This window comes from Streptomyces sp. WMMB 322 (assembly GCF_900090145.1).
GTDB lineage: Bacteria > Actinomycetota > Actinomycetes > Streptomycetales > Streptomycetaceae > Streptomyces.
The window spans coordinates 115,117-135,488 of the sequence record NZ_FMHI01000002.1 but is presented as its reverse complement, the minus strand read 5'-3'; the positions used below and the strand labels follow the sequence as shown (position 1 = coordinate 135,488).

Here is a 20,372-nt window from a genome sequence, read left to right as displayed (position 1 = left end):
TTGCTTTCTCGGCCGGTCCCCTCTCACCGCTGTCCGCGGGTGTAGTACGAGACCAACTCCGCCGGAAGTGACGGGACTTCGACGGGAACGCTCCCGGAGCGCAGTGACTTCGTGGCCGCGTGCCCCGCGGCGACCGCCTCGCGGGCGGCGAGCGGCGACGTCTGCGTCGGCCCGCCTTCCGCGGCGAAGCGGAGGAACTCCTCCACGAGCAGGCGGTCGGCTCCGCCGTGCATTTCCTCCGACCGCGGCACGGGGACGGTGAGGTCGGCGTCGTCGCGGTAGCCGGAACGGCGGGAGTTCCAGACCTTGATGACGGCTCCGTCGAGGTCTCCGAAGTTCTCCAGGCGTCCGTGGTCGCCGATCACCGTGTAGTTGCGCCAGTAGTCGGGTGTGAAGTGGCACTGCTCGTAGCTGACGAGCACGCCGTTGCCGGTGCGGCCGTGCAGCATGCTGATGTCCTCGACGTCGACGACCGGGTTGAGTCCGCGCAGCGCGGTCGGCGGCCAGTTCGCGTCGGGGTCGTTCCACTCCGACATGCGCTCGCCGCCTCGGTCGCGCCGGTCGGATATGCCTCCGTAGACGGCGAGTTCGCCGAGGGCGGTCACCCGGCGCAGGGAATCCCCGGCGAGCCAGTGGATGACGTCCAGGTCGTGAGCGCCCTTCTGGAGCAGCAGACTTGTGGTGTTGCGTCGTTCCGCGTGCCAGTCCTTGAAGTAGAAGTCGCCTCCGTGGCCGACGAAGTGGCGGCACCACACGGCGCGGACGCGGCCGATCGCTCCGTCCAGGACGAGCTGCCGCATGCGGCGAGCGAACGGCGCATGCCGGAGGTTGTGGCCGACGTACAGACGGGTGCCGGTCGTTCTCGCGGTGTGCAGGACCAGGTCGCAGTCCTCGGTGGTGACGGCGAGCGGCTTCTCGACGAAGACGGCGGTCCCGGCGCGCAGTGCGTCGAGCACGCACCGCGCGTGGAGGTGGTCGGGGGAGAGGACCATGACCGCGTCGAGCCCGCCGGCCGCCAGCATCTCCTCGTGCCCCCGGTGCACGGGCACTCCGGGGCCGAAGAGTCTCCGTGCCGCCTGCTGCCCGCGCGGATGCGGGTCGGCGCACGCCACGACCCGTGCCCCGGCTCCGGGGCGGTGGGCGTGCGCTGCCAGCGCCGCCCGCTCTCCCACGCCGACGACGCCGATCCGCAGTTCGTCGCCCGTCAGGCCGCCGCCGGTCCGGTCGTCGCCCGTCATGGGCCGAACTCGCTCATGTTCAGGACTCCTTCGTAATTGCTCGCTCCGAAGCCTTCACGCCCGCTCATATTTATGCAACAGTCCTCAATCAATCAGTTGTACGAGCAGTACGGATCTTCCGGGGCCGGACGGTTACTCCGTTGCCAGGACGGGCCGCAGGCGCCGGAAGGGGCGGGAACGGAAAGAGGGGGTGCACAGGGTGCGAGGTCACGATCTGGCCGCTCTGCGACGGCTGAACACCATCGCCGTGCTGCGCTTCCTGCGCTCCCAGGGGCCGGGCCGCCCGCAGTCGCTCAGTCAGCTCGCCGCCGCCACAGGGCTCTCCCGACCCACGGTCGACCAGGTCGTCGAGGAGCTGACCGCGCAGGGCTGGCTCACCGAGGCGTCCGACCCCTCGGCGGGACGCTCCGGCCGACCGGCCCGGCGTTTCCGGTTCCGGGGCGAGGCGGGACGGGTCGTCGGCGTCGACATCGGTCTGCACAAGGTCGTGCTGCTGCTCTCCGACCTCGCCGGAGACGTCACGGCGAGCCATCGCGAGGAAATGGACCCGGAGATGGGCGGCGCGGAACGCCTGGCCTTCCTCCGCGCCCGCATCGAGCGCTTCCTCGACGACCAGAAGGTGCCCCAGGAGGAACTCTGGGCCCTGTGCGTCGGGGTGCCGGGAGTCGTCGGCGAGTCGGGCCGCATCACTTCCGTGATCGTGCCGGAGTGGTCGGACTTCGAACTGGCGCGACGGCTCGGCGAATCCTTCCCCTGCCGGATACTCGCGGAGAACGACGTCAACCTGGCGACCCTCGCCGAACACTGGCAGGGCGCCGCACAACTCGCCGACGACGTCGTGTGTCTGCTGATCGGCCACCGTTCGTCCTGCGGCGTGATGCTCGGCGGCCGGCTCCACCGCGGTCACCGCGGCTGGGCCGGTGAACTCGGGCTGCACCGCCGGCTCGGCCTGGCCGAAGCCCACGAGGAGCTGTCCTGGCGGGGCGAACGGCCCCTTGCGACCTCTGCACCGGAGGCAGCCGCGACCTCCGCACCGGAGGCAGTTGGGGTCTCCGCACCGGAGGCAGTCGAGGTCTCCCCGCCGGAGGCAGTTGGGGTCTCCCCGCCGGAGGCAGGGGAAGGGTCCGACATCGCCGCCCTCGCCCGCGCCGCCGGCGAGGGGAACCCGGAAGCGCTCGACGTCCTCGACCGCTACGCGGCCCGCCTCGCGCCCGGCATCGGCGCGCTCCTCCTCGCCGTCGATCCCGAACTCGTCGTTCTCTCGGGCGGGATGACCCCCGTCGGGGAGGCGCTGACCCCGCTGCTCACACGGCATCTGCGGGATGTCGCGCTGGACGTGCCGCTGCACGTGCCGCGCATCGCAGTCAGCACGCTGGGCGAGCAGGGCGTGGCGCTGGGCGCCGTGCGCAAGGCGCTCGACAGCGTCGAAGCCCTGCTCTCCGACGCCACCGGTCCGCTGCCCTCCGTGCCGCCGTCCCCGACCCGCTGAGTCGGTCCCGCAGAGCGCGGACCGCCGATCACCACCGGACACGTCCGGACCGACGTCCGAGACCCACGGCCCACGTCCCGACCACGTCCGGCCCCCTCACCCCACGCCGTCGCCCCCAACCCCGTCCCCGTCCCCGTCCCCGTCCCCGTCCCTCTCCGTGCCCACACCGTCCCCCGGGAGTCGCCGATGCGAAGGAGAACACTGCTCGCCGGAGCGCTGGCCGCTGCGCCTGTCGCCGCCGGCGCCGCCACGGGCTGTTCCGCGGGAGGCGCGTCCTCGCGCAATTCCGGCGGCCGCACCACGATCTCGTACGGGATGTGGGACCCGCTCCAGGTCGCAGGCATGGAGAAGATCATCAAGGCGTTCCAGGAGGAACATCCGAGGATCTCCGTCAACGTCCAGGTCACGCCTTTCACTTCGTACTGGACGACCCTCAAGACCGCGATGCGCGGCGGCTCCGCCCCGGACGTGTTCTGGATGAACGCGGTGAACCTCCAGCTCTACGCGTCGGAGGGCGTGCTGCGGCCCCTGGATCCCTTCATCGAGCGCGACGGGTTCGACATGGGCGTTCACCCGGAGGAGCTGCTGCGGATGTACACCTACGAGGGCACGCACTACGGGATGCCGAAGGACTTCGACACGATCGGGCTCTGGTACAACAAGGAGCTCTTCGACAAGGCCGGCATCAAGTACCCGGACGAAAGCTGGACTTGGGACACCGTCCGGGACGCGGCGGCCGAACTGACCGACCCCCGCGCGGGCGTCCACGGCATCGCCGCGGAGATGAGCAGGCAGTACACCTACTACAACACCATTGCCCAGGCGGGGGGTTACGTCATCCGGGACGGCCGTTCCGGCTTCGGCGACCCGCGCACCATTGACGGCCTGCGCTTCTGGACCGACCTGATCGACCGCGGCCACTCCCCGTCGCAGAGCGCGATGACCGACACGAGGGGCCGCCAGCTTTATCTGTCGGAGAAGGTCGCCATGAACTACGACCTCTCCGCGATGGCCTCCCAGATGTACGCGGAGCCCGCCATCAAGGACCACGGCGGCGTCGCCGTGCTGCCCGAGGGGCGCAGGCGCGCCACCACGATCCACGGCCTGGCCGCGGCCATATCCGGCAAGAGCCCCAACGCCGAAGCCGCCTGGCAGTTCGTGAAGTTCCTGGGCTCGCGGAAGGCCGCCGAGATCCAGGCACGCGAGGGGGTGACGATCTCCTCGTACGAAGGCACGCAGGATGCGTGGGTGAAGTCCATGCCGGAGTTCGACCTGAAGGTCTTCACCGACATGCTCGACTACGCCGTCCCCTATCCCGCCTCCAAGCACACGGCGGTGTGGGAGAACCTCCAACCTCAGCTGCTCGGCGGCCCGTTCACCGGCAAGGGCGGCATCGAGGGCGCCTCTCGCACCCTGGCCCGCCAGATGGACCTCGCCCTGGAACAGGAGAAGTGACGAGATGGCTGTCTTTCCCTCCACGGCCGGGGCCCGGAAGGCCGAACGGCGGTTCCGCGAACGAGGGCGCGGGCGCGGCGGCGACGGCACGCGCTCCCCGGCGACGGGTGCCGGTGCCAAGGGGCCGGGCCGCCGCTCGCAGCGGGCCGCGTATCTGTTCATCGCGCCCCTCGCGCTGGGCTTCGTCGTCTTCTACATCTGGCCGCTGCTGGAGACCTTCTGGTTCAGCTTCACCTCGTTCGGGGCCTTCGGCGGCAACTCCTGGGTGGACGGCGAGAACTACGAACGGGTGGTGCGGGACGTCACCGTCGGCAAGGCACTCGGCAACACGCTGCTGTACATGGTGATGGGGCTGATGACGCTGCCCGTCGCCATCGTGCTGGCCGAGCTGATGAACCGGCGCGGGCTGCGCGGCGTCCCCGTCTACCGTGCGCTGTACTTCATGCCGTTCGTGACGCTTCCGGCCGCCGTCGGCCTGGTCTGGAACTGGCTCTACAACGGCGACTTCGGCATGGTCAACGAGGCGCTGTCGTGGATCGGGGTCGACGGGCGCTACTGGGTCTCCGACCCCTCCACGGCCGTGTACGCGATCGGCGCCGTGATGATCTGGTCCCACATCGGCTACTACCTGATCATTTTCACCGCCGGCATCAAGGCCGTCCCGCGGGAGTGCCACGAGGCCGCCGAGATCGACGGTGCCGGGCCCGTGCGGCGCTTCTTCCGCATCACGCTGCCGCTGCTGAGCCCGAGCATCTTCTTCGCGTCCGTCATCTGCGTCATCAACTCCCTTCAGCAGTTCGACCTGATCTTCGTGATGATGAGCCCCGAGAACCCGGCGCTCGGCGAGACGCAGTCCGTCGTGACGCTCTTCTTCAAGTGGGCCTTCGACGAGAACGCCCAGGGCGCGGCCGCGGCCCTCGCCTTCCTCCTCATGCTGCTGACGGCGGCCCTCACGTACCTGCAGTTCCGGCTCCAGAAGAGGTGGGTGCACTATGCCTGAACCGGCCCCCGTGACACCGGCCGCCGCGGCGGCCGCCCTGACGACGGCGCCGCACCCGGCGGCTCCCGCGGCTCCCGCTTCCCGGCACCCGGCGCGCGGCCGGCGGGTCGACCCCGGCTCCGTCGCCACCCATGCGGTGCTCTCGCTGGGCGCGCTGGCGATGGTCTTCCCCTTCCTGTGGCAGCTGCTGACCGCTTTCAAGACCATGCCGGAGGCCGTGCGCGTGCCTCCGACGTTCCTGCCGGAGGCGTGGACCTGGGCCGCGTTCGAACAGGTCTTCACGGCCGTGCCGTTCGAGGAGATGCTGGCCAACAGCCTTCTGAACACCGCCGGCCGGACACTCGGGCAGCTGGTCTTCTGCTCCCTGGCCGCCTACGCCTTCGCGCGGCTGCAATTCCGAGGCAGGAACCTGCTGTTCGCCCTGTTCCTGTCGGTGCTGATGGTGCCGCCGCAGCTTCTCGTGCTTCCGCAGCACGAGATCATGACGAAGCTCGGGCTGCTCAACAGCGTCCCGGCGCTCTTCCTGCCCGGCATGTTCAGCGCGTTCGGCACGTTCCTGCTGCGGCAGTTCTTCCTCGCGCTGCCGAAGGAACTGGAGGAAGCCGCCCGCATCGACGGGGCCGGTCCCTTCCGGATCTTCTGGAGCATCATGCTTCCGCTCGTACGGCCCGCGCTCGCGGCTCTGGCCGTCATCACGGCGATGTGGTCGTGGAACGACCTGCTGTGGCCGCTGGTGGTCAACACCGATCCCGCGAAGGCGCCGGTCAGCGCCGGACTGATCTCCCTGGAGGGGCAGTTCATGACGAACTACCCCGTCATGATGGCCGGTTCGGTCATCGCCAGTCTCCCCATGCTGCTCCTCTATGTGCTGCTCCAGCGCCACTTCGTCCAGGGAATCGCGCTCAGCGGCTCGAAGGGCTGACGGCCCGCAGGGCTGAGCGGCCGGGGCCCCGCCGAAGCGGCCGGGCCCGCCGGTCGGCACAGCCCGGTCGGTCCGCCGAGGGCACTCGACTCCCCTGTGCACACCCGCCATCCGCACACCCGACAAGGAAGGCATTCCCCTATGCCGGAACTCGCAGTGGGGCTCATCGGCGCGGGCGGCATCGCCCGCGCCCACCTGCCCGCGTGGCTCGAACTGGGAGCGCGGGTCACCGTGTTCACCCCCGACGACAGCGGAGGCAAGCTGGCCGCGGAGTACGCGCAGCAGGGCGTTCGGGCGGCGAGCAGCCTCGGCGAACTCCTGGACGAGGCCGAGGCCGTCGACGTCTGCACGCCCACGCACACCCACCGGGAGGTCGCCCTCACCGCGCTGCGCGCCGGGCGCCATGTCGCGTGCGAGAAACCCCTCGCGCTCACTGTGGAGGACGTCGAGGAGATGATCGCGGAGGCGGAGCGCGCGGGCGTACTGCTCTTCCCGGCGCACGTGGTGCGGTACTTCCCCGAGTACGCGGCCATGGCGGATGCCGTCGCCGGGGGTGCGGTCGGGGAGCCGGCGGTGCTGCGGTTCACGCGGACGGGAACCTACCCGGTGTGGTCGCCCTGGTTCGCCGACCCGTCGCTCTCCGGCGGTCTGCTCGTGGACCAGATGATCCACGACTTCGACTTCGCGAGGCTGCTGGCGGGCGAGGTGGCCCGGGTGCACGCGCATGTACGGGGGCATCAGGAGGCGCCCGCGCTCGCCGGCTGCGTCGCCGCGGGCACCGCCGTGCTCACCCACGCGTCGGGCGCGGTCAGCCACGTGCACGGCGTATGGGGGCTGCCCGACACGCAGTTCCGCACGACCTTCCGCATCGCCGGACGCCGGGGAGTGCTCCACCACGACTCCGCTCAGACCAAGGCGTTCCGCGTGATCTCGCAGGGCCGGGCCACCGAGGGCGAGGGCATTCCGGCGACGAACCTCACCGAGAGCCCGTTCCTCACCGAGCTGCGGGAGTTCGCCCGAGCGGTCCGCGGCGGCCCCGCACCGCGCGTGAGCGCACGCGACGGTCTGGCGGCGGTACGGATCGCACTCGCGGCGGCCGAATCGGCGCACACGGGGCGGGCGGTCGACATGGCCGGCGGGAACGACGAAGCGACCGGAGTCCGGGAACCCCGGAAGCATCAAGAGGCGGCTCAAGAGGCGGTTCCAGGAATCCGAGCCGTCCAGGAGGGCCAACAGGCCCACGAGACAGGGGAGGTGACCCGATGAAGGTCGGCGTGCTCTCGTTCGCCCACGTACACGCGGCGGGCTACGCGAAGCTGCTCAGCGGCATGGACGGCGTCGAACTCCTCACCAGCGATCCGGACGCCGGATCGGCGCCCGCGGGCGAGGTGCGCGGCAGCGCGCTGGCCGGGCAGCTCGGGGTTCCGTACGCCGCCACCTACCAGGAGGTGTTCGACTGGGGTCCCGACGCGGTCATCGTCGCCTCGGAGAACTCCGGGCACCGTCCGCTCGTCGAACTCGCCGCCAAGCACGGCGTGGACGTGCTGTGCGAGAAGCCGCTGGCAACCACGGTCGAGGACGGCGAGGCCATGGTCGCGGCCTGCCGCGAGGCGGGAGTACGGCTGGGCGTGGCCTACCCCGTGCGCTTCAGCCACGCCTACGCGGCGCTGCGGGAGGCGGTGCGCAGCGGCGGAACCGGCCGGGTCCTGACCGTCGCCGGAGCGAACAACGGACGGCTCCCGGCGGACGCCCGCGCCTGGTTCACCGATCCCCTGCTGGCCGGCGGCGGCGCACTGATGGACCACACGGTGCACATCGCGGACCTGCTGGACGACCTGTTCGGCGGGGCCCGCGCCGAGGAGGTCTACGCCCAGACGAACAACGTCATGTATGCGGCCGACGGCGTTGAGGTGGAGACCGCCGGCCTCGTGACGGTCCGCTACGACAACGGCGCCGTCGCCACCATCGACTGCAGCTGGAGCCATCCCGACCACCACCCCACATGGGGCGGTCTGGAGCTTCAACTCGTCGGTGAGCGCGCCACGGTGGAGATGGACGCCTTCGGGCAGGTCGTCTCCGGATTCGACGATTCGCGGCGCGAGGGCGTGCTGCTGCCGTGGGGTGGCGACCTCGACGGTGCGATGGTGCGGGCGTTCCTCCACGGGACGGGGCCCCGGTCCGCGGTCCAGGTCGCCGACGGTGAGGCGGGCCTGCGCTCACTGCGCATCGCCCTGGCGGGCTACGCCTCGGCCCGCTCGGGGCAGCCGGTGCGCCTGGAGGGCTGAGCGCGCCCCGCCGGGCGCGCGAACTCCCCGGCCGGGCGCCCGGGTTGTACCGGGCAACCCGGGCGGGCGGCGCGTGCCCACCGGTACCGACGCGACGGCCATGACCTCCGGTGAGCGGCTCTGGCGGGTCCTGTCGCAAGGGTCCTGTCGCAGGACCGCGCGCAGACCGCCGTGCGGTCCGTCATCAGCGGGAGGCTGACCTGGCTGAGTCCCCTCCGTCCGCGTCCCGGCCCATGAAGGAGACCGGTCAGGGGGCGCCGGGCGCAGCCGAGGCGGCGGACGCATGGGACGGAAGCAGCACCGCAACGGAACCGGCACGGCGGCATTCCCCGGGTGGCCGGGGAATGCCGCCGTGCCGTTCATGACGCCAAGCTGCTCGTGCCGCTCGTGCCGCTCGTGCCGCTCATGCCGGGCGAGGCGGAGCCGGGACGCTCAGCCCTGAGGCCCCGGCGGCACGCCCGGCTCCGCGCTGCTTCAGGCGTGCCTCAGCCCTCGGCGGTGCCGCCCCGCAGCCACACCGTCGTCTCCCCGGGGATGCCGTCCCCGGTCAACGGGCCGCTGCTCAGCAGGACTTCGCCCTCGGGCAGCGGCTTGGTGTCCGTGCCGAAGTTGGTCAGGCAGTGCCATCCGTCGGGACGCACGAAGTGCAGCAGCCCGTCCCGCCCCGTCGGCTTTTCGCCGCACCACGTCAGCGTCTCGTCGGTGCCGACGAGCTTGTGCCGCAGCCGCAGCGCCTCGCGGTAGAGCTCCAGCGTGGAGCCTTCCTCGCCCTCCTGCGCCTCCACGGACAGCTCGCCGAAACCGGCGGGCTGCGGCAGCCACGGGTTCTCGCCGCCGAAGCCGAACGAGGCGCCCGTACGCGTCCACGGCAGCGGCACGCGGCAGCCGTCGCGGCCCTTGCGGGTGTGCGAACTGCGCTCCCACGTCGGGTCCTGGAGGTCCGCCTCGGTGAGGGAGGCGACCTCGGGCAGTCCCAGCTCCTCGCCCTGGTACATGTACGCGGACCCGGGCAGTGCCAGCTCCAGCATGGTGGCGGCCCTCGCCCGCCGCAGCCCGCGCTCGGCGTCGGCCTGCGGCTCGGTTCCGCCGCTGAGCAGCCATTCGTTGCTGTCGGCGCCGTCGGGGAGCGCGAAGCGCGAAGCGTGCCTGACGACGTCGTGGTTGGAGAGCACCCACGTCGCGGAAGCCCCGGCCTCCTGGGCCGTGCGCAGCGAGACGTCGATGACCTCGCGGAGCTCCCGGGCGTCCCAACCGGTCTTCAGATAGTTGAAGTTGAAGGCCTGGCCGAGGCCCTCGGGACGTGCGTAGAGCACCAGGCGGTGGTTCTTCACCCACGCCTCGGCGATGCCGACGCGGGGCGGGTCGTACTCGTTGAAGATCTCGCGCCAGTCCCGGTAGATCTCGTGGACCTCGTCGCGGTCCCAGAACGGGTGGCTGCCGTCCTCCATCTCCGCCATCTGCTCGTCGTAGGGCCGCGGGCCCAGGTCGCGCAGCGGGTCCTCGAGGTCCTTCATCAGGGCGTTGGCCACGTCGATGCGGTAGCCGTCCACGCCGCGGTCCGACCAGAACCGCAGGGTCTTGCGGAAGTCCTCGCGCACCTCCGGGTTCTCCCAGTTGAGGTCCGGCTGCTCCGGCGCGAAGAGGTGCAGGTACCACCAGCCGTCGGGCAGCCGGGTCCAGGCCGGGCCGCCGAACGCGGACTCCCAGTCGGCGGGCGGCAGTTCACCGTTCTCGCCCTTGCCCTGGCGGAAGACGTAGCGCTCCCGCTCGGGCGATCCGGGCTCGGCGCGCAGGGCCTGCTGGAACCACTCGTGGTCCTCCGAGGTGTGGTTGGGGACGATGTCGATGATCACCTTGATGCCGAAGCGGTGAGCCTCGGCGACCATCGCGTCGAAGTCCTCCAGCGTGCCCAGACGCGGGTCGACGTTGCGGTAGTCGGCGACGTCGTAGCCGCCGTCCGCCAGCGCGGACGGGTAGAAGGGGCTCAGCCAGACCGCGTCGACGCCGAGCTCGGACAGGTACGGCATCCGGGAGGTGATGCCGGGTATGTCGCCCAGGCCGTCGCCGTCGGAGTCGGCGAAGCTGCGGGGGTAGATCTGGTAGACGGCGGCCTGCCGCCACCAGTCGGGGCCGTCCTGGCGGTGCGGTGCGGCTGCGGTGCGGTCGGTCACGTCAATCCTCGCTCGTGCGGTCCTGTGCGGATCAGCGGTCTGGTGTCGATGGGGCGGGCCGGGTGGCTCAGGGGCTCGCGGAGTCGTCGAGCAGGAGCCGCCGGCGACCTGGACGGCCTCCCGCGCCCGGGGGAGCCCCGGACCCGGAAGCCGTACGGACGGCGGTGCTTACAGTGCGAGCCACACCGCGGAGTCCGGAGCCAGGCAGCCGTCCTCCAGCTCCCGGCTCGCGAGCAGCACCTTCTCGTGCTGCGGCAGCCGGTACGGCTCGGCCGAGAAGTTGACGACGCACGCGAAGTCCGGGTCACGGTCGAAGGCGAGCACTCCCTCGGGGGCGTCCCGCCAGGTCAGGCTGCCCTCACCGAGGGCAGGGTGGTCGCGGCGCAGCTGCAGGGCGCTGCGGTAAAGCTCCAGCATCGATGCGTCGTCACCGGTCTGGATCCCGACGCTGTGCTCCTTCCAGTACGCGGGCTGCGGGAGCCAGGGCTCGCCGGTGGCGTCTTCGGGGCTGAAGCCGAACGGCGCGGTCTCCCCGGACCACGGGATGGGCACGCGGCAGCCGTCACGTCCCCGGTCGGTGTGCCCGGACCGCTCCCACATCGGGTCCTGCAGGGCGTCGTCGGGCAGGTCCTCGACCTCCGGCAGGCCCAGTTCCTCACCCTGGTAGATGTAGGCGCCGCCGGGGAGGGAGAGCATCAGCAGGGCTGCCGCGCGGGCCCGCCGCGTTCCGAGTTCGAGGTCGAGGGGGCCTTCGGGCCGGAAGCGCTCGTTGGCCACCCACTTCTTCACCTGCTCGCGGCCGAAACGGCTCGGGGGGCGCGCGACGTCGTGGTTGGAGAGCACCCAGGTGGCCGGTGCGCCGACCGCGCCGAGCGTGGCGAGTGAGTCGTCGATGACCGCCCGCAGCTGCTCGGCTCCCCAACTGGCCATCAGGAAGTCGAAGTTGAACGTCGTGTGCAGACCGTCCTGCCGTACGTAGGCGGCGAGCCGCTCGGGGGTCTCCGCCCACGCTTCGGCGACGAACGACCGGTCGCCGGGGAACTCGTCGGCCACCCGACGCCACGCGCGGTAGATGTCGTGCACCTCGTCGCGGTCCCAGTGCGGGTGAGGCACCCGTTCCCGGGGCTCCGGGCCGTCCGGGTCGACGCGGGGCGGCAGATCGGGCAGCTCGGGGTGCTTGATCAGGCCGTGCGCCACATCGATGCGGAATCCGTCCACGCCGCGGCTGAACCAGAACCGCAGGATGTCCTCGAACTCCGCCCTGACCTCCGGGTGTTCCCAGTTGAGGTCCGGCTGCTCGGGGGCGAACAGATGCAGATACCACTGGCCGTCGGGCACCCGGGTCCAGGCGGGGCCGCCGAACACCGACCTCCAGTCGTTGGGCGGCTCGGCGCCTTCGGGGCCGCGGCCGGCCCGGAATATGTAGCGTTCCCGTTCGGGGCCGCCCGGCCGCCCGGACAGCGCGGCCCGGAACCACTCGTGCTGGTCGGAGGTGTGGTTCGGCACGATGTCGGGGATGACGCGGAGGCCGTACTCGTGGGCCTCCTCGATGAGTTGCTCGGCCTCGGCCACGGTGCCGAACTGCGGGTCGATCTCACGGAAGTCCGCCACGTCGTAGCCGTGGTCGGCCATCGGCGACTTGTACCACGGGTTTATCCAAATGGCGTCGACGCCGAGCGACTTGAGGTACGGCAAGCGAGAGCGAATGCCCGCGATGTCTCCGACTCCGTCGCCGTTCCCGTCGGCGAAGCTGCGGATGTACACCTGGTAGATGACGGCACTGCGCCACCAGGGTGCGGTGCTTGACATGCTGCTGCATGCTCCTTCGGGTAAGTGATTCGCGGAGAGGACCGGGCTACTTCGCGGAACCGGAGGTGAGGCCGGAAACGATGCGACGCTGGAAGACGATCACCAGGACGACGAGCGGGATGGTGACGAGAACGCCCGCCGCCATCTGGCTGCCGAACGGGACCTCGAACTCCGAGGCGCCGGTGAACTTGGAAACCGCGACAGGAGCGGTCTGCATGTCCTCCTTGTTCGTCATCGTCACGGCGATGAGGAATTCGTTCCAGGCGATGATGAAGACGATGATCGCGGTGGTGAACAGGCCCGGCGCGGCAAGCGGAATGATGATCTTGCGGAACGCCTGCCCCCGCGTGCAGCCGTCGACCATGGCCGAGTGCTCGAGTTCTTCCGGCATCTGCCGGAAGAAGGTCGTGAGGTTCCATACCGCGAGCGGCAGCGCGAAGGACAAGCTCGGCGCGATCAATGCCTGATAGGTGTTGATCCAGCCCAGGTCCGTGAACAGCTTCAGCAGCGGGACCACGATCGCCACCACGGGAAACATCGAGGTGGCGATGATCACCGTGAGCACGACGCGCTTGAAGCGGAACCGCAGACGTGCCATGGCGTAGGCGGTGAAGGTGGCCAGCACCAGAGCCAGAGCCGTGGTGACGCCGGCCACGACGATGCTGTTGAGCATCGCCCTGGTGAACGCCTGGGAGGGGTCGAAGACCGCGATGTAGTTCTCGAAGGACGGGTGGGTCGGCAGCGGCGTCTTCTCGAAGATGTCCGAGGTTCGCCGCAGGCTGGAGACCACCATCCAGTAGAACGGGGCCAGGCAGTAGGCGACCACGACGGCGACACCCGCATACGGAAGCCACCTGCGGATTTTTACCGGGATGTTCATGCCGACACCTCCGTGCGACGTCGTGTCAGCCACCGGCGGCGGCGCTTGGGGGTGGGGGTGCCGTCGTCACGGACGAGATCGGTGCCCAGCAACCGGACGAAAGCGAGCGCGATCAGGAAGACATAGATGAAGAGGACCACCGCGTACGCCGCGGCCGGTCCGAACCGCACATTCGACGCCTCGTCCTGGGCCAGCATGGACAACGTCTCCACAGATGCCTTCTTCGCGCCGATGAGGACGTAGGGAAGTTCGAACATCCGCAGCGCGTCCAGCGTCCGGAACAGCACGGCCACCAGCAGCGCGGGCTTCACCAGGGGCAGGGTGATGTTCCAGAACTGGCGCAGTGCGGTGGCCCCGTCGATCTTGGCGGCCTCGTAGACCTCTTTGGGGATCACCTGGAGGCCGGCCAGCACGAGCAGACCGATGAACGGCGCGGTCTTCCACACCTCGGCGATGATGACCGCGACCTGGGACTGGAATCCCTCCGTGGTCCACAGGACCTGTTCGCCGATGATCTTGTTGGCCACGCCGTTGCTGTTGAATATCCAGCGCCACAGGATCGCGGAGATGGCGGTGGGGATCGCCCAGGGGATCAGGATGCTGGCACGGACCAGCGCCCGGCCCTTGAAGGCCTTGTGCATGATCAGCGCCATGGCCACGCCGATCACCGTTTCCAGCGTGACCGTGGTGACCGTGAAGAACGAGGTGTTCCAGAAGGCGTTCCAGAACCGGGAGCCGGCCTCCCCGAAGATGTCGGCGTAGTTGGACAGGCCCACGAACGGTTCCGTCTTGCTGACGAACCCCGTCTTCGGGTCCAGACCCGCGGTGCCGTAGAGCGAGTCCCTCAACGCCAGGATCGTGGGGTAGAGCACGACGATCGTCAGCACCAGCAGCGTGGGGGAGACCAGCAGTGCGGCCATCCGCGCCGATCCCGACGTCGCCCCGGGCCGCCGGCGCTTGGCCGGCGCCGGCGGCCCGCTGGGCGAACTGCCGCCCGAGCGGTCGTGCGACGACCGATCCGCACTGGCTGTCGCACTGCCGCCGGGGTTATGCGTTTCCACCATGAGCCCGCTGCTCCTTACTGCTGCGCCGTGGGCTTCTGAAGGGCCTTCTGGAGGTCCTTCAGGGCCTCCGCACTGCTCTTCGTGCCCGTCATGGCGGCGTAGGCCTCCTTCTGCATCGCGCTGCTCGCGTCGCCGTAGTTGACGACGCGGGGACGCGGCTGGGCAGTCAGGATCGACTTCTTGAGCGTGGGCAGGTACGGGAACTTCTTCACCATCTCCTCGTCGGTGTAGAGGCTCTCGTAGGGCGGGGCGAGAGAGGCCTCTTCGAGGGCGAAGCGGGCCTTCTCCTCACTGGTGAAGAACTTGATGAAGTCGATCGCCGTGGCCTTGTTCTTCGCCGAGGACGACAGGGCGAGGTTGTGGCCGCCGAGGCTGGAGGTGCCGGGCCCCTTCAGGCCGGGCAGAGGGGCCACGTCGAACTTCCCCGCGACCTTGCTGGAACCGTCGTCCTTCGATGCGAGGGAGTGCACGTACGGCCAGTTCCGCATGAATATCAACTTGCCGCCCTGGAAGGCCTGTCGGCCTTCTTCCTCCTGGTAGGTGGTGGCTTCCTTGGGGATCGTCTTGTCCTTGACGGAATCGGCGAGGAAGTCCAGGCCCTTCTTCGCCTCGGGGGTGTCGAGGTTCGGCTTGCCCTTCGAGTCGAGCACGTCGCCGCCCGCGGAGTTCACGGCCTCGGAGAAGTTGACCGTCAGACCCTCGTACTTCTGGTGCTGCCCCGCGTAGCAGGACATTCCCTTCCCCTCGGGGAGCTTCTTGACCTTGTCACAGGCGTCCTTCATCTCCGCCCAGGTGGTCGGGGCCTTGTCGACGCCGGCCTTCTTCAACAGGTCGTCGCGGTAGTAGAGAAGACCGCCGTCCGAGGCGTGCGGGATCGAGTACTGCCCGCCCCGGTACTTCCCCGTCTCCACGACGGGCTTCATCATCTTGTCCAGCGGGAACTTGTCCGCGGGCAGCCGGTCGATCCACTGATGGGCTGCGAACTCCGAAGTCCACACGACGTCGAGGGACAGCACCGTGTACGCGTCGGACTTCGTCTGCGCGTTCTGGATCATCTGCTGACGCTGCGCGTCGGCGTCCGTGGGCAGCTCGACGAAGGTCACCTTCTCCTTCGGGTGCGCCTTGTTCCATTTGTCGATCACCTTCTGAACGGACCCGCCGGCGTCCTTGCCCGCCACGTACTTGATGGGGCCGCGACCCTTGAACGAGGGGTTCTTCTGAGCGGCGTCATCGCCGCCGGACGAACCGCAGGCGGTGGCCATGAGGCCGGCAAGAACGACGGCCGAGCACTGAACCGCCCTGGTAGCACTGGTCTTCACGTTGTCTCTCCTAACGGTGGAACCGAATCGGGCGGATCGTTCCGGCACGCAGCCGCCGACCCGTTTTCGGCGAACGAGGGCTAGTCCCCGTCGGGACGAAGGCGCACAGTCGTCCGCCGGTCCTCGGCGGTGCGAACTCTGCGGGTGGAAGCAGCGATGACGGCGACATCCGTCCCGTCGTCACGGTTGCCCCGGCGGGTCACGTAGGTGAAGGTCCGGGCAACGAACTCTCCATCGATAACGGCCGGATGCGGGCCATCGGCAGCGGAGCGGTCGCTCCGGGGACAGCGCCGGGTGACCTTCTCGGAACTCGCTGCAGCCATGCGAATCTCATCCCTTCACCGGCCGCACTTTCAGACGGTGTGCATGGACGCTCAAACACCCGATAGAGGCGCTGTCATAGACGGATTGAACGACCGAACTGCAGGTCAAAGCCATGAAGACGCCCGCCATGCGTGCATGGCGTTGACTACTTCAAGACAGCGCGTTCAACGTATGGATGCATATGCGGGAAGTCAATGGGTGTCACGCAGGGATCTCGCAGAACTCTGCTACGAATTGTCCGTTTTGGTGTGAGAAAAGCCAAGCATTCAAAGGTTGAACTGTCGTCAGCTTCCCGTGGCAGCGCTGTCATCAACTGCTGATGAAAGGGGCTTCCCGTGCTAGCGTCCCCGTCATGCCACCAGCACAACGGCACCCCACGATGGTTGACGTCGCCGAACGGGCCGGGGTCTCCCCTTCCACCGTCTCCCGCACGCTGCGCGGACTCTCCACCGTCTCGCCCGAAGTCCGCGTCCGGGTCGAACAGGCGGCCCGCGAACTGAACTTCGCGGTCTCGCGCCAGGCCGCCAGCCTGGCCACCGGCAAGACGGGGGTGGTGGCCGTGCTCACGCCCGTTCTCAATTCGTGGTTCATGGGCTCGGCGCTGGACAGCCTGGCGCCGATACTGCGCGCGGCGGGCATGGATCTGCTCATCTACGTCACACCGGACATGGCCGAACGCGCCGACTTCTTCGAACGCCTCCCGGCCCGGCGGAACGCCGACGCCCTGCTGGTGTTCTCCTTCGACCTCACCGAGGAGGAGGCTGCGCGTCTGGACGACCTGGAGATTCCGGTCATCTATGTGAGCCAGCACGCCGAGGGACGAGCGAGCGTGTACATCGACGATGTGGCCGGGGGACGCCGCGGTACCCAGTATCTGCTCAACCTCGGGCACCGCCGTATCGCCTTCGTGAAAACGGTCGGTCCGAGCGGGTTCAGCTTCAGCTCGAACGAACGGCTGACCGGTTACCGTCAGGCGCTCACCGAAGCGGGAATCCCCCCGGACGACGATCTCGTGGTCACCGCCTCCAGCTTCGGCGACAAGCGAAGAGTCGTGGAGGCGGTCGGGCAGCTGCTCAGCCTGCGGCAGCCCCCCACCGCGATCTTCGCCGAACAGGACCAGGCTGCCGTCTCGGTCCTCTGGACCCTGCGCAAGAGCGGCATCGACGTCCCCGAGCGGATGTCCGTACTCGGCTTCGACGACCACGAAGTCGCCCGTTGGTCGGACCTGTCCACGATCGCCCAGTCGCCCTCCGACATCGGACGTGTCGCCGGCGAACTGGCTCGTTCACTCGTCAACGACCCCGATGCCGACCGGGGCCAGCACATCGTCCTGCCCACACGCCTGATCCTGCGGGCCAGTACGGCGCCGTTGGCGCACGAGGAGACGCCGTCGCCCCAGTGCGGCGCGGACTCGCCCGACGCGGACTCGCCCCACGCGGAGTCCCCCCGTCGCTCCGGCGACGGCCCCTGACGGTTCGTCGGCGAACGGCGCGACCGACCGCCGGAGGCCGCCCACGGTTCGTGCGGCGAACCGCCGTCGCCATCACCGCAGTTGCAGTAGCGGTACGCGCGGCCGCGGGGCGCACCCGCAGGACCGGACGGCGGCAACGGGCCCGGCGGCCCGGCCCGTTCGGGCACCCGGCCCGCACCGCGGCGGCCACGGGGCGGCCCAGTCGGGCGAAACCGCCCGGGATGCGGCGAGCCTGAGCGGTGCCGCCGGCGAAAGCCCGTTCACTCGGCCCATGTGGCATAAAAATCACATCATTCGCAGAGCTGCCGTCTCTTTCGCCTCGATCACCGTGCTCACCGGTCTCGCCGGTGCCGACCAGCCCGCCGCGCACGCCGCGAGCGCCGGGAGCGGACAGTCGCCCGCCCCGGCCTCGATCCCGGCCTCCATTCCGGCCTCGATCCCGGCCTCGATCCCCGTGCCGGCTTCGACTTCGACCTCGGTCCCGTCCTCCACCGCGCCCCGCGCCTTCACCCCGACGGCCACCGCGACCGCCGCTCCGAGGGGCCGAACCGGCTCGGGCTCGAACGGGCGTCTCAGGCGCGACCCCCGCCTGCCAGGTGCCGAGATCTTCCAGGGCGAGGCCTTCGACACCTGCCACACCCCTTCGTCCTCCCTCATGCGCGCATGGCACGGCACATCGCCGTTCGGCGCCGTCGGCGTCTACATCGGGGGCCATGGCCGCGCATGCCCGGACCAGCCGAACCTCACCGACTCCTGGGTGCGGTCCGTGGACCGCATGGGCTGGAAGGTGCTGCCCATCTACGTCGGTTCGCAGTCGCCCTGCGTCGAGGCCGAACGCAAGCGCCGGTACGCGATGAGCCACAAGGCGCCCGGACGGCGCGGCGAGCGCGAGGGACGCGACGCGGTGGCCGCCGCCGAGAAGCTGGGCATGGCCGAGCACAGCGCCATCTACCTCGACATGGAGGCCTACGACAACTCCTCGACCCGGTGCGCGGCCACGACGCTCCGCTTCGTCCAGGGATGGAACCGTGCGGTGCGGAAGGCGGGCTACCACCCGGGCTTCTACAGCAGCGCGAACTCCGGCATCGCGCACATGAACGGAGCGCGCAAAGCCGGCAGCAAGGACCTTCCGGCTGCAGTGTGGTTCGCGGACTGGAAGGCACCGGCGTCCCTGAACCACAAGTACCTCGACGCCGGAGCCTGGCACCCGCACCGCCGCATCCACCAGCACGACGGCAACGTGACCCGCACCTACGGCGGCCGACGCCTCAACATCGACCGCAATCTCGTGGACGCCCCCGTCGCCGTCGTCCCCTGAGCCCCGTCAGAACACCGTCCTGCACCGCTGTCCCCGATCCGCACCACGGCGGGGCGCCCGCAACCCGGAGCCGCGCCCCTGACGCACCCCGAACCCGGCGTACGACCGAGTCCACCCTGCGGAGGTGACTCCGGCACCGCCTCTCCCCCCAGAGGGGGAGGCGGCTTCGGGACCTCGGGGCGATCCGCCGCGGTCCGCCCGCTCCTAGCGTTGGACCATGACCACGCCTGGTACAGCCGGGAAGGCCGGCAGCGACTCTCCGTCCATGACGCCGCTGACGTTCACTTCGTACGTGCGGGCCCGCGGGCCGGTGCTGCTGCGCACGGCGCGCTCGCTCACGGCCAACCCCTGCGATGCCGAGGACCTGCTTCAGACGGCGCTCACCAAGACGTACCTGGCCTGGGAGCGGATCGAGGACCACCGGGCCCTCGACGGCTATGTGCGCAGGGCCCTGTTGAACACGCGCACCTCGCAGTGGCGTAAGCGCCGCGTCGACGAGTTCGTCTGCGACGAACTGCCCGAGCCCGAGCCGCAGCAGGGACCCGACCCCGCCGAGGCGCAGGCCGTGCGCGACGCGCTGTGGCACGCCGTTCTCGGGCTGCCCGCCCGGCAGCGGGCGATGGTCGTGCTCCGCTTCTACGAGGATCTGAGCGAGGTGCAGACGGCCGCCGTGCTCGGAGTCTCCGTGGGGACGGTCAAGAGCGCCGTCTCCCGTGCCCTCGCGAAACTCCGGGAGGACCCGCAGCTCGCGGCGGACGTCCTGGGCGGTGACCTCCCGGAGCCGGCGGAGCCCGCGGGGGCGACTGCGGCCATGGAGCCGGAGGCTGCCGCCGCCTGAGCGGCATCGGGCCCGGCACCGGACGGCGAGGCCGTCCGGTGCCGGGCGCTGCTGCATGTGCATCGCTCTTCCGGGGCGTACGGCCGGAATTCTGTTCTCCGGTGAAATGGCTGACATGCACATTTCTTGTCCCGTCGAATGGGGAATTCCGCATTTTCTGCGTGGCGGATGTGGCGGATGTCGGGCACTGTTGCGGAATTTGAAATTCCCATGCCGAGGTTGCAGTCGTGTGAAATAAACGGCCTTGACTTCCGCGTGCCGATGCCCTTGAGTTGTTCTCGGCCGCAGAAGAAATCGGGGGAGATTCCGAAAATCGGATTTATTGTCTCCGTGCGGCCGGAGTGACGCAATCACATTCGAACAGAGGGGGATGTATGAAGCGCGCAATCGCAACGGCAGTGGGGATCGCCGCGCTCTGTGCAGGGGGAGTGCTCGCGGCGCCGACCGCCGTCGCCGCCCCGGGTGACAGTGCCGTCGCCTCCGAGGCGTCGGTGAATGCCGCGAAGCTGCACATCTACCGTCACGACGACTACAAGGGCGGGTACCACGGCTTCGCCAAGAGCGACAGGGACTTCACCAACAACCTGTGGACCGGCGCTGCGAACAGCGTCAACAACGGCGCCAGTTCCATGAGGAACAAGACCTCGCGCGCCGCCGTCCTGTACGACGGCCGGGGCTTCACCGGCCGCACGTACTACGCGAAGAAGCACTCCAGCGACTCGGACCTCTCCAACAACGGGTTCGACAACCGCGCCAGTTCACTCAGGTTCCTTTGACCGACCGGCGCTG

At 69.6% G+C, this 20,372-nt stretch carries 17 protein-coding genes; 10 read left to right on the top strand and 7 right to left on the bottom strand.

Annotated features, from left to right (window positions below; genetic code table 11):
* Positions 1-23: 23 nt before the first annotated feature.
* Positions 24-1,238: a Gfo/Idh/MocA family protein gene (locus H180DRAFT_RS04130; RefSeq protein WP_055484602.1), complete on the bottom strand. Its 1,215-nt coding sequence runs from the start codon at positions 1,236-1,238 to the stop codon at positions 24-26.
* A gap of 199 nt (positions 1,239-1,437) precedes the next feature.
* Here H180DRAFT_RS04130 and H180DRAFT_RS04125 point away from each other — a divergent pair, with 199 nt between their 5' ends.
* The 6 genes from H180DRAFT_RS04125 (at position 1,438) to H180DRAFT_RS04100 (ending at position 8,389) form a co-directional block, all read left to right on the top strand.
* Complete coding sequence (locus H180DRAFT_RS04125) at positions 1,438-2,727, top strand: ROK family transcriptional regulator (protein WP_254665868.1); 1,290 nt, start codon at positions 1,438-1,440, stop codon at positions 2,725-2,727.
* 186 nt (positions 2,728-2,913) lie between these two features.
* Positions 2,914-4,182 (top strand): ABC transporter substrate-binding protein, encoded by a 1,269-nt coding sequence (locus H180DRAFT_RS04120; protein ID WP_055484600.1) that lies wholly within the window; start codon positions 2,914-2,916, stop codon positions 4,180-4,182.
* Positions 4,183-4,186: 4 nt separating this feature from the next.
* The gene (locus tag H180DRAFT_RS04115; RefSeq protein ID WP_074466623.1) at positions 4,187-5,182 is read left to right on the top strand and encodes a carbohydrate ABC transporter permease; all 996 of its coding nucleotides are present in this window, start codon (positions 4,187-4,189) and stop codon (positions 5,180-5,182) included.
* Complete coding sequence (locus H180DRAFT_RS04110) at positions 5,175-6,104, top strand: carbohydrate ABC transporter permease (RefSeq protein ID WP_079099826.1); 930 nt, start codon at positions 5,175-5,177, stop codon at positions 6,102-6,104. Before H180DRAFT_RS04115 ends, H180DRAFT_RS04110 begins: the two co-directional genes overlap by 8 nt.
* A gap of 141 nt (positions 6,105-6,245) precedes the next feature.
* Entirely contained in the window at positions 6,246-7,370 is a 1,125-nt protein-coding gene (locus H180DRAFT_RS04105; protein WP_074466622.1) for a Gfo/Idh/MocA family protein, read from the top strand.
* On the top strand, positions 7,367-8,389 hold the full coding sequence (locus H180DRAFT_RS04100) for a Gfo/Idh/MocA family protein (protein WP_055484599.1): 1,023 nt from the start codon (positions 7,367-7,369) through the stop codon (positions 8,387-8,389). Before H180DRAFT_RS04105 ends, H180DRAFT_RS04100 begins: the two co-directional genes overlap by 4 nt.
* Positions 8,390-8,874: 485 nt before the next feature.
* Here H180DRAFT_RS04100 and H180DRAFT_RS04095 read toward each other — a convergent pair whose 3' ends face one another.
* The 5 genes from H180DRAFT_RS04095 to H180DRAFT_RS04075 form a co-directional block, all read right to left on the bottom strand.
* The gene (locus H180DRAFT_RS04095) at positions 8,875-10,560 is read right to left on the bottom strand and encodes a glycoside hydrolase family 13 protein (protein ID WP_055484598.1); all 1,686 of its coding nucleotides are present in this window, start codon (positions 10,558-10,560) and stop codon (positions 8,875-8,877) included.
* Positions 10,561-10,728: 168 nt separating this feature from the next.
* Entirely contained in the window at positions 10,729-12,369 is a 1,641-nt protein-coding gene (locus H180DRAFT_RS04090; protein WP_055484597.1) for a glycoside hydrolase family 13 protein, read from the bottom strand.
* 46 nt (positions 12,370-12,415) lie between these two features.
* Positions 12,416-13,249, bottom strand: a complete 834-nt coding sequence (locus H180DRAFT_RS04085; RefSeq protein ID WP_055484596.1) for a carbohydrate ABC transporter permease — start codon at positions 13,247-13,249, stop codon at positions 12,416-12,418.
* The gene (locus H180DRAFT_RS04080; RefSeq protein ID WP_254665867.1) at positions 13,246-14,169 is read right to left on the bottom strand and encodes a carbohydrate ABC transporter permease; all 924 of its coding nucleotides are present in this window, start codon (positions 14,167-14,169) and stop codon (positions 13,246-13,248) included. The genes H180DRAFT_RS04085 and H180DRAFT_RS04080 overlap by 4 nt, the downstream gene beginning before the upstream one ends.
* Before the next feature lie 158 nt (positions 14,170-14,327).
* The gene (locus H180DRAFT_RS04075) at positions 14,328-15,632 is read right to left on the bottom strand and encodes an ABC transporter substrate-binding protein (protein WP_254665866.1); all 1,305 of its coding nucleotides are present in this window, start codon (positions 15,630-15,632) and stop codon (positions 14,328-14,330) included.
* A 676-nt stretch (positions 15,633-16,308) separates the two neighbouring features.
* Between H180DRAFT_RS04075 and H180DRAFT_RS04070 the strand changes: the two genes are divergently transcribed.
* Complete coding sequence (locus H180DRAFT_RS04070; protein ID WP_368073107.1) at positions 16,309-17,427, top strand: LacI family DNA-binding transcriptional regulator; 1,119 nt, start codon at positions 16,309-16,311, stop codon at positions 17,425-17,427.
* Between the two features lie 285 nt (positions 17,428-17,712).
* Here H180DRAFT_RS04070 and H180DRAFT_RS30255 read toward each other — a convergent pair whose 3' ends face one another.
* Positions 17,713-18,084, bottom strand: coding sequence for a hypothetical protein (locus H180DRAFT_RS30255; RefSeq protein ID WP_254665865.1), 372 nt, complete (start codon positions 18,082-18,084; stop codon positions 17,713-17,715).
* Here H180DRAFT_RS30255 and H180DRAFT_RS30250 point away from each other — a divergent pair.
* The 3 genes from H180DRAFT_RS30250 to H180DRAFT_RS04055 all read left to right on the top strand — a co-directional run bounded on the left by H180DRAFT_RS30250 (position 18,083) and on the right by H180DRAFT_RS04055 (position 20,359).
* The gene (locus H180DRAFT_RS30250) at positions 18,083-18,745 is read left to right on the top strand and encodes a DUF1906 domain-containing protein (RefSeq protein WP_254665864.1); all 663 of its coding nucleotides are present in this window, start codon (positions 18,083-18,085) and stop codon (positions 18,743-18,745) included. The two genes, H180DRAFT_RS30255 and H180DRAFT_RS30250, sit on opposite strands and share 2 nt — an antisense overlap.
* Before the next feature lie 217 nt (positions 18,746-18,962).
* Entirely contained in the window at positions 18,963-19,583 is a 621-nt protein-coding gene (locus tag H180DRAFT_RS04060; protein ID WP_079099823.1) for a SigE family RNA polymerase sigma factor, read from the top strand.
* Between the two features lie 374 nt (positions 19,584-19,957).
* Positions 19,958-20,359: a peptidase inhibitor family I36 protein gene (locus tag H180DRAFT_RS04055; protein ID WP_055484594.1), complete on the top strand. Its 402-nt coding sequence runs from the start codon at positions 19,958-19,960 to the stop codon at positions 20,357-20,359.
* Positions 20,360-20,372 lie beyond the last annotated feature (13 nt).